Here is an 8,700-nt window from a genome sequence, read left to right as displayed (position 1 = left end):
GTGTCGGCTGCGACGAGCATTACAGACAGCCCGCTATTTTTCAGATTGCGCGCAAGTTTTCCTATGGTTGTGGTCTTGCCTGTCCCGTTGACACCTACTACCATAATGGTAAAAAGTTCATTCTGTGGGATAGAAAGGGGCGCTTCACTTTTTCTTAGAGTATCCGTGATGGTATCCCGCAGAATTTTTCTGAGAAGTTCCGGGTCTCCGAGTTCTTTTCTTTTTACCTGTTCTTTCATTTTTTCAATCAGCTCATAGGTAAAAGCAGGACCAACATCAGACGTTATCAGGGTTTCCTCCAGTTCTTCAAAGAGCTTCTGGTCAATGACCCTGTCCCCCAGAAGGATGTCGTCAATATTTTTTACGAGGAATTTCCTTGTTTTGGCAAGGCCTGACTTTAATTTGTCAAAAAATCCTCTGTTTTCAGTATCATTTGCCAATTTCTACATCCATTTTATTGTTTGATTCCGTCTTTTTATAACCATTTTTATAGGGAGATGTAAAGGATGTAATAATGATTGCGGGGAATCAGTTAAGAGCCACGGAGACCATGGTTGAAATGCCCTGTTTTTGCATGGTGATGCCAAAAAGATATTCGGAAACTTCCATGGTCCTTTTGTTGTGGGTAACCATGATTATCTGGGAATTTGACGAGAGGTCCTTAACGAGGTTATTAAACAGAGATATATTTGCATCGTCAAGCGCGGCGTCTACCTCATCTAAGACCAGAAAGGGGACGGGTCGATAGAGCAGAATGGCAAAAATGAGGGCAATGGCAGCGAGGGACTTTTCACCACCCGACAACAGACTGATACTCTGAGCCCGCTTTCCGGGAATCTGAATGTCGATGTCCACACCCGTTTCCAGCATGTCTTCATCATCCGTAAGGCGCAGTTCACCTCTGCCGCCCGGGAACATTCTGGCGAACACTTCCTTGAAACACCGATTCACTGCCTCAAATGTCTCTGCGAACCTTTTTCGGGATTCGTTATTAATTTTTGTTATTGTCCTCTGGAGTGCATCCATGGAGGCATTAAGATCTGAAACCTGGCCCGTAAGGAAGTCAAAGCGTTCTTTTAGCTGCTCATATTCACTGAGCGCAAGCAGATTCACTTCACCAAAATTTTCGGCAGATTGTCTGTCTTTATCGAGTTTGACACTGAGTTCCTGTATGTCCGGTTCATCGAGTCGTTGAAAACAGGGGACTAAGGCTTCCAAATCCACATAGTATTTTCCCTGAATGCCTTTCGTTAAGCTATCCATCTGGAAAGAGAACTCCCGATATGCCATCTCCAGATCATTGGATTCCTTAACGACCTGGTCGAGGGATTTTTTTACCTCCCTGAGTTCCGTCTCCCGGTTTCTTAATAAAGATTCCCTTTCCTGCTGTGAAGCCCTTGCTTCCGAGAGGGTACTTTCAACGTTCTCATGATCCGAGTACAGGTGTTCGAGGAGTTCCTGTTCAGCCGATATTTGATTGGTTATGATCTCGAATTCATGATCACTGAGCTTTAGCTCCCTGATTCTGACATCGATTTCACGGGAGGTGTTTTCCCTGTCGGTTTCCAGTCTTGCTATCGTTTTACGGTCGGCATTGCTCTTTTCTTCAAGGGATGCCAGAAGGACTTTTTCTTTGGTGAGACGTCCTTCCTGCTCTTCTGCTTCAGCTTTTAACGCCTCCCACTTTTCCTGGAGGGAAGAGATAGCATCGTTGACCATTTCTTCGCTCGTTTCGCAGGATGCGATATCTTCCTTGATAGTTATTATCTTCTCTAAAATACTTGCTTCTTCCGACTGCAGATTCTCACAACTGAAATCGAGTATTTTTATTCTCTGCTCGATCCCTTTTCTCTCAGCCTCAAACCTCTCCACATCTTTTTGCTTGCCTTTGACCTGGAGTTCAAGATCACGGATTTCAGATTTTATTTGAAGTAATTCTTCTTCCCATTGCAGGATAAGAGATGCCGTTGCCTTTTTCTTTTTCGTTTCCTCCTCAAGCAAAGCTTGTAACTGATTTACCTCTTCTTCCAGCTCGGTGATTTCTCGCTTATTACGGAGGAGGCTTTTTTCGCCGTTCGTTCTGCTTCCTCCTGTTAATACTCCATGCGGGTTTATGATATCTCCTTCGGATGTAACAAAAGTACCTCTGAAACCGTTTCGCTCCCAGAGCGAAATGCCGCTTACGAGATTCGGTATCAATAAGACATCCCCCAGCAGGTAATCGGCTATTTTTTCAAAGCCCTGATGAACATCGACCCTATCAATGAGCCTGACCGCTTCCTTGAGATGGTCTGCCTCATAACCGAGGAGGTGATTCCTGACCTCAAGGGGAACAAAACTTCCCCTCCCTGAAGAAGAATTTTTCAGGTAGTCGATGGCCTTCACGCCGTCTCTCTGACTTTTAACTACTACATACTGGAGTTTTTCCCCCAGGACAGCCTCAACAGCCGTTTCGTGTTCTTCGGGGACGTCGAGAATATCTGCCACGAGTCCCAGAAAGGTTTCGCGCGGCAGCGTATCGAGGCGATCGACCTTCTCTTTCATAATGGACTTCGTGCCTTCGCTGCACCAGGCATAGCTTTCCTGCAGTTCCTTTAAGGATGAAAGCCGTGATGATTTCCCTCCCGTTTCCTCCTTTTTTTCTGAGATGTTTTCGTCAAGCAGCTGCAGATCATATTTCGCTTGTGCATGCTCCTGGGAGATAAGCTTTTCCCTTTCCCTGAGATGGTCGAGTGTTTCCTCGTCCCTTGTTAACCCCGACTTCAAATGATTGAGATTTTTACCGGCAGCAGAGAGTCTTTCCCTGTTTTCATTTATTTCCCTGATGTCCCTCTCTTTTCTTTTTCCGATATCCTCAATTCCCTTTGTAAGGCTGGTCAGGGTGTTCTTCGCTTTCGCTTTCTCCGTAACAATATCGATGAACTCGACCTTCTTTTCCTCAAGTTCCATGTGAACGGATTTGGCCATTGTCTTGAGTTCTTCGACCTTCGTCTGATTTGACAGGACATTGTTTCTGATAGTATTAATCTTATCATCCGATTTGCCTGCCATTGCGGCAAGAGTTTCCATCTCTTTACCCAAATTTTCCTGCCTGACGCGGAGCAAATCTATCTCTGATGTATTTTTCAGTTTTTGTGAGGCTATATCTTTTATTTTGCCCTTACAATATTCAATTCCCTGTTCCTTGATGTTGATCGAGTTTCTATTGTCATAGAGCTTCTCTTGGTATTCTGAAACGGACTCCTCACTATGGAGTACCTCCGCTTTTAACTCTTCGATCGAAGCCTCGAATTCTTGCAGTTTTGTTTTTACTTCCAGTTCCCTTTTATTAAGGGCGCCACGCGCTATTTCCAGAGCTTCCTTCTTTCCGGATAAATCCGCGTAAGTTTGAAGCGCCAGAGTTAATTCAGCCTCTTTGATTTCCTTCTTTAATGCTTTGTACTGTTCAGCCTTTTTGGCCTGTCGTGATACTGCATTGAGCTGAGATTTTACCTCCCTGATAATATCATCCAGGCGGACTATATTTTGCCGTGTTGCTTCCATTTTCCGGGAGGCTGACTCTTTCCTGGTTTTATATTTTGAGATGCCCGCGGCGTCTTCAATAAACTGTCTTCTCTCTTCAGGTTTTGCTTCAACAAGACCGGCAACGCTGTTCTGTTCAACGAGAGAGTATGTTCTGACCCCGGTTCCCGTACTCATAAAGAAGTCTCTGACATCGATCAGCCTGCAGGGCGCCTTGTTGATGGTATATTCGCTTTCGCCTTCACGGAATAGTTTCCTCGAAATCATAACTTCACTGCATTCGGCGTATGCCCCGGGAAATTGCAGACCGTTACAGTCTAAGATCATCGATACTTCGGCCATACCGACAGGCGCCGCATTTTCAGCTCCGTGGAAGATGACATCGTCCATCTTTTTCCCGCGCAGCGTTTTAACCCTCTGCTCCCCCATGACCCAGCGGATCGCATCAACGATATTACTCTTGCCGCATCCGTTAGGACCAACGACGGCGGATATCCCTTTCGAAAAATCGAGGACAACCTTATCCCGGAAAGATTTAAACCCGGCTATTTCCAGTCTCTTAAGTCTCATCTCTTTGCTATCCGGTGGAAATTAAATTGCATAAATACTAACAGAAGAAATGTCCATTGTAAAGAAAAAATACAACTAAATGTATCCTGGAATATTTGACCACAATATATAGTATCAATAAGTGCCTGTCTCATTGAATGATGCTTTTGGGATATCAATAAATATGTTATATAATATATCTTCAGGATTCAAGGGGTCAGGGGGTCAAGGATTCAAGTGAATGGTTCAAACACTTGAACCCTCGAATCCTTGAATCCTTTTTACAACTAAATTGCAGAAGAACCAAACAGGATATAATCATGGATGAAGAAAAGTGGGAAGTAGCCTCTACGGCATCGGGCATGACCAATGCGAATATTGTTATGGGAAGACTGCAGACGGAAGGTATCCCCGCCAGACTGAAATACGAGGCCGTAGGAGCCATTTACGCAATCACGATAAATGGCCTTGGTGCAGTGGCGATTCTGGTTCCTGTGAGCCATTTGGAGAAGGCCCGTGAAGTCCTGTCACGAACGTATGACGATAAAGATATGGACTGGGAGGGATCTTGATAAATAGGGGATATCATCTGTAAACACCAAAAAAAATTCTTTTGAAAGTTATTTTACACTATTCCGTCAAGAGCGGTTCCGCACCGGGGGCAATGCGTTCCTTTGAGATTAATCCTTTCGATGGAGAAGCCGTAGCGGTCGATGAGATGTTCCCCGCATTGTGAGCATAGTGTATCCTCTCCCTCATTTCCCGGAACATTGCCGCTGTATACGTATTTCAAACCGCTTGCCTTACCGATTTCGGCGGCCCTGCCAATGGAGGCAACCGCGGTGGGGGGCAGGTTTTGCATCTGGTACCGGGGATGAAAACGGCTTATATGCCAGGGGGTTTCAGCGCCCAGGGAAAATATGAAACCGGCGATCTGCCGAAGTTCATCGTCGCTGTCATTTAAGGTCGGGATCAAAAGAGTGGTCACCTCCACCCAGATACCCAGCGCTTTCATCTTTTTCAGACTGTCAAGAACAGGCTGGAGGCGTGCCCCGCATCTTTTTCTGTAGAAATCATCGCTGAACGATTTCAGGTCCACATTTGCCGCGTGAAGGTATGGTGATATCGTCTCGATCGCCTCTTCTGTCATGAATCCGTTTGTTACAAAGACATTTTTCAGTCCCTTTCCGGTGGCAATGCTCGCAATATCATAAGCAAATTCAAAAAAGATCGTTGGCTCTGTGTAGGTGTATGAAATGGTTTTTGATCCTGACGTAAGAGCCCTCTCTACAATAGAGGAGGGGGATACATCCCTTCCCGCGATGCTCCCGGTTTCCCGCGGCATCTGGGAGATGTCATGGTTCTGACAGAATATGCAGCGAAAATTACATCCGACCGTTGCAATGGAAAACGACTTTGATCCCGGATATACATGAAAGAGGGGCTTCTTTTCGACAGGGTCTACATTTTCCGCGATAACCTTTCCGTAGACCAGGCTTTCAAGCATCCCGCTTCTATTTTCCCTGACACCGCAAATGCCCCGTTCATCCGGTTTAATTCTGCACCGGTGAGCGCAGAGGTTACATCTTACCTGGTTATTTTCCGTTTTTTCATAGAGCATTGCCTCTCGCGTCATTTCCTTATTCCCCTCGTGATTCCGTGCGCCGGCTGTCTGCTTTGTCCCTCAATCTTGAATGGTTCCCTGATAACATCCTGGAGTGCCCTGTAGGTGAAGGTTACAGGAAATGACATACCCAAAAAGGCGCCGAACGGATTTTTCATGATGGGGATCGCCTCTTCAATTCCGGTCGCAAATGTATACCAACGATAGGGCAGGAAAATCACGCTCCCCCACTGGATACGGACCCCTTGAAGCTGGTTCCTGACCATGCCGTATAACTTACCGATATGGAAGAAACGGGCGCTTTTATAAATGGATGGAGATCCGAGTCTCTGATACTTCCAGTGGGTTCCTGCTACGGATAACTTATTCATTCCCCCCAAAAAGACCCTTCCCCGGCATACCCTGATGGCTTCACAGATCGCCTTCTGGGGGTCCTCTATGAATTCGAGGGAGCTGATCATGGTAACGATATCGAACTCATTATCGGAAAAAGGAAGGTCTTCAGCCTTGCCCATGTAAAGATCCGCACGGTTTCCTAACTTTTGTTTAGCAATATCCAACATAGAGGGTGATGGATCAACACCCGTGATATCGCATCCTTTTTTCATGAAAAGGAGGAGGTGTTCGCCCGTTCCGCACCCCACGTCAAGGACTTTTTCACCCACCCTGGGTGCGGTAAGGTCAAGAATCAGGCTTTTTTCCCTCCCGTCAATATAGCGGCCGGCAGGTGTGTTAAGCCAGTCATCGTACGATCTGGCGATCTCCTCAGTGTTGAAAATCATCAGGAACCCTCGATATCACGTCAACCACCAATTGAAGACATGTCTGTCATACATTTCTTTCTATGGCCTTCATCACAGGAGATATAGTGCCGTATGGGCTTTTTTACTATTGCCCTTATTATGAGATCAATCAGATCCGCATCACTGCAGCCATCACGCAGGGGACCTTTCAAATCGACCTCTTCGTCTGAAAGCAGGCACACTCTGAGATGACCGTCCGCTGTAAGCCGAAGTCTGTTGCATTCATTGCAGAATTTATGACTTAGCGGGCTTATAAAACCGATTTCTCCGGCGCCGTCTGCAATCCTGTAAATCTTCGCCGGGCCGTCACCTTTATGCCTTTCACTGTTTACAGGTTCGAGAGGGTAATTATTGTTGATTATTTCCCTGATATGAGTGTTGGATAGATACTGGTTGCTATGATCGAGGGCGGCATGGCCCAATTCCATAAACTCGATGAATCTGATCTGATACGGTTTGTCAATGCTGAGTTTTGCGAAATCCAGTATCTCATCGTCGTTAAATCCTTTTATTGCCACAATATTAATCTTGATCGGTGAAAAACCGATCCTGTGAACTTCATCGATTCCCGAGAGCACTGCGCTTAAGTCTCCCCCCCTGGTAATGAGGGTGTACTTCTCGGCGTTGAGGGAATCAAGGCTGATGTTGACTCTTTTTACTCCCGCAGCGAATAGTTTTGCTGCAAATGCCTCCAGAAGTATCCCGTTGGTTGTCAGGCTGATGTCACTAAGACCAACTGTTCCTGACAGTGAAGAAATAAAATCAACGACACCGCGTCTTACCAGAGGCTCGCCGCCCGTTATCCTGATCTTGCTGATTCCCATACTCACAGCAATACGAACGATCCGTGATATTTCTTCAAACTTCAGGATATCATCATGTCCGAGCTGAGATATTCCCTCCTTAGGCATGCAGTAGATACACCGAAGGTTGCACCTGTCTGTGATGGAAACTCTCAGATAATTGATTTCTCTATTATATCTATCAAGCATCGGGCCTGTCATTTTTCTCACAATTTCATACTTTTTGTCTGAAGGATCAATCCTGTAACATACTTATAAAAACATGGCAAGACATTCGCAGAACCGATACCCATGCGTGATAAATCTTCCTTGACACCGGCCGATTTCTCTATTAGAAGTCAACTTCTGTTTCATTGGCTGTGTTAGTGTCGGGTGCATATGAGCACACCGTCCCAGGGAGAATATATGAAAAAAATGCCTATTACGAAGGCGGGATTTGAAAAATTAAAGAAGGAACTGGAGTATATAAAAACGGCTTCCGTACCGGGAAATATACGGGATATTGAAACGGCAAGGGCACACGGGGATATAAGCGAGAATGCGGAATATGCTGCCGCCAAGGAAAGGCAATCTTTTTTACAGGGAAGGATTCAGGAACTCGAAAATAATCTTGCCACGTCATATATTGTAAACCTTGATGGTTTAACAAGCGAGAAAGTATTTTTTGGATCAACGGTTACCCTCGAAGATATAAACACGGGAACGGGAATTACCTATCAGCTTGTGGGTCCGTTTGAGTCGGATATAAATGAGAATACAATCTCGGTGACCTCACCCATAGGAAAGGCGTTGATTGGGAAAAGCATTGGTGACGAAGTCAGTGTTAAAACACCGGGAGGCGTGCGGGAATTTAAAATTGTTGACATCAGTGTTGCCGGGAAGAAGTAAAAACAGGACATTATAGAAACTAAAAAAGCCAAGAGTTCGAAATGGATCTTCATTTCTCAACCCTTGGCTTTCCTGCACAAGTAGTTATTTGCGTCCTTACGACTTCTCCGCTACATTGATCCTCATGATGGCTCTGGCCAGGGCTATCCTGATGGTTTCGAATTCCACATCGTCCTTGGACAACTTGGCTAGTTTTCCTTCCGCGTTTTCCTTTGCCCTTTTTGCCCTTTCCTTGTCGATCAAATCCGACCTTTCCGCGGTTTCTACCAGGATTGTAACTTTATCGCCTGTAACTTCAGCATAGCCCGTATTCAATGCATAGAACGTTTTCTTATTTTCCTTGGTGAAATTCAACTCCCCGATGTCGACTGAGCTGAGAAGCGCCGCATGCCCTCTCAACACACCGAATTCACCCTCCGTACCGGGTATCGTTACATCTTCCACTTTACCGCTGAACGCTAATTTTTCAGGTGTGACTATTTCCAACATCAATTCATCAGCCATGGTGATT

Annotated in this window: 8 protein-coding genes; 2 read left to right on the top strand and 6 right to left on the bottom strand. The window is 45.6% G+C overall.

Translation table 11 applies throughout. The features are described 5' to 3' along the window. Both NTW12_01360 and smc read right to left on the bottom strand, forming a co-directional pair. The coding region (locus tag NTW12_01360; protein MCX5844998.1) for a signal recognition particle receptor subunit alpha at window positions 1-440 on the bottom strand (440 nt) is incomplete at its 3' end. 88 nt (window positions 441-528) lie between these two features. Then, window positions 529-4,092 (bottom strand): chromosome segregation protein SMC, encoded by a 3,564-nt coding sequence (smc, locus tag NTW12_01355; GenBank protein ID MCX5844997.1) that lies wholly within the window; start codon window positions 4,090-4,092, stop codon window positions 529-531. A gap of 299 nt (window positions 4,093-4,391) precedes the next feature. Here smc and NTW12_01350 point away from each other — a divergent pair, with 299 nt between their 5' ends. After that, window positions 4,392-4,643, top strand: a complete 252-nt coding sequence (locus tag NTW12_01350; GenBank protein ID MCX5844996.1) for a DUF2007 domain-containing protein — start codon at window positions 4,392-4,394, stop codon at window positions 4,641-4,643. Window positions 4,644-4,696: 53 nt separating this feature from the next. Here NTW12_01350 and amrS read toward each other — a convergent pair whose 3' ends face one another. The 3 genes from amrS to moaA are packed head-to-tail and all read right to left on the bottom strand — an operon-like array spanning window position 4,697 to window position 7,502. Beyond that, window positions 4,697-5,707 carry an AmmeMemoRadiSam system radical SAM enzyme gene (amrS, locus tag NTW12_01345; GenBank protein ID MCX5844995.1) on the bottom strand — a complete coding sequence of 337 codons (1,011 nt, stop codon included), beginning with the start codon at window positions 5,705-5,707 and terminating at the stop codon, window positions 4,697-4,699. Next, complete coding sequence (locus NTW12_01340) at window positions 5,704-6,477, bottom strand: class I SAM-dependent methyltransferase (protein ID MCX5844994.1); 774 nt, start codon at window positions 6,475-6,477, stop codon at window positions 5,704-5,706. The genes amrS and NTW12_01340 overlap by 4 nt, the downstream gene beginning before the upstream one ends. Before the next feature lie 20 nt (window positions 6,478-6,497). Continuing rightward, window positions 6,498-7,502 (bottom strand): GTP 3',8-cyclase MoaA, encoded by a 1,005-nt coding sequence (gene moaA / locus NTW12_01335; GenBank protein ID MCX5844993.1) that lies wholly within the window; start codon window positions 7,500-7,502, stop codon window positions 6,498-6,500. Window positions 7,503-7,706: 204 nt separating this feature from the next. Between moaA and greA the strand changes: the two genes are divergently transcribed. Next, a complete protein-coding gene (greA, locus tag NTW12_01330) occupies window positions 7,707-8,189 on the top strand; it encodes a transcription elongation factor GreA (protein MCX5844992.1) in 483 nt (160 codons plus the stop codon). A 96-nt stretch (window positions 8,190-8,285) separates the two neighbouring features. On the opposite strand, the gene NTW12_01325 is transcribed toward greA, so the two are convergent. Then, window positions 8,286-8,693 carry a F0F1 ATP synthase subunit epsilon gene (locus NTW12_01325; GenBank protein ID MCX5844991.1) on the bottom strand — a complete coding sequence of 136 codons (408 nt, stop codon included), beginning with the start codon at window positions 8,691-8,693 and terminating at the stop codon, window positions 8,286-8,288. Window positions 8,694-8,700 lie beyond the last annotated feature (7 nt).

It is taken from the genome of Deltaproteobacteria bacterium (genome assembly GCA_026388545.1).
Lineage (GTDB): Bacteria > Desulfobacterota > Syntrophia > Syntrophales > UBA2185 > JAPLJS01.
The sequence above is the reverse complement of the archived record's forward strand: the minus strand, read 5'-3'. Positions and strand labels throughout refer to the sequence as shown.